Source organism: Protofrankia sp. CiP1_Cm_nod3, from assembly GCF_982290655.1.
This window is the reverse complement of record NZ_CEVIVD010000121.1, coordinates 1-938: the sequence shown is the minus strand read 5'-3', so window position 1 is coordinate 938 and position 938 is coordinate 1. Positions and strand designations below refer to the sequence as shown.

Genomic DNA, 938 nt, shown 5'->3' with positions numbered 1-938 from the left:
CGGCCTGGTCAGATCAGGCGGGGCCACTCCTGGTACAGCTCCCGGAGCACGGACAGGTCGAACAGGTGCCCGGCGGCCGACGCCGCCGGACCGGTGGACAGCAGCCGGACGTTGGCCTCGATCAGGGCGTCGGTCATGGTGAACAGGCCGTCCCGGCGGGTCTGCGCCGTCTGGACGAGGTCGTTCAACGCCCTGTTCTCCGCCAGCTGCTCGCGGACGTCGAGCCGGAGCGACCTCGCGTAGACGTCGGTGGTGAGCCGGGCCGCGAGCATGGGGTCGGCCAGGTTCTGCTTCCAGCCGCGGATCTCGGCCGTGAGGAAGGCCTTGACCGTCTTCCGCGCGGCGGTGACCGCGTCGGCGGTCACGACGTACACGTGGGAGACCAGCGGATACCCGTGGTCCGCGAGCAGGAACGCCGAGCAGCTGACCCCCTGCCGGGTGAGGGCCAGCGGCACGTCGGCGACGGAGGACAGCGCCGCGTCGGCCTGCCGCTGCGTGAGGGCCTGCGCGAGGGCCTGCGCATCATCGGGGACGACGACCTGCCGGACCGCCGCCGCGGGAACTCCCGCGGCGGCCAGGAACGACGCCCAGACGGCCGCGCTGCCCATGGCTGTCGCGACCCGCATGCCGATCATCTCCCGCGGTGTCCGGATCGGCCGGTCCCCCAGGGAGACGACCGCCCACGGGGACTTCTGCCGCTGGGCGCCGATGATCCGCAGTGGCGCGCCGGCCGCGGCCTCGCGGGCGACGGCGTCCGCGGTGGTCACCCCCACCAAGGCCGCGCCCGAGGCCACCGACGCCGTCACGCTGGGAAAGCGTGGCCCGCTGCCGCGGAAGCGCGTGGACGTGAAGCCCGCTTCGCGGTAATAGCCACGCTGGTCGGCGACGAGCGAACCGGCGAACTCGACGCCGGGCGCTCCCGGCAGCCCGAACGTGAG

General features: G+C 73.8%; 1 protein-coding gene. It reads right to left on the bottom strand.

From position 1 onward, the window contains the following. Positions 1–8 precede the first annotated feature (8 nt). Positions 9–938, bottom strand: a 930-nt coding sequence (locus AC5LUJ_RS18835) for an ABC transporter substrate-binding protein (protein ID WP_493465391.1), incomplete at its 5' end; no start/stop codon positions are given.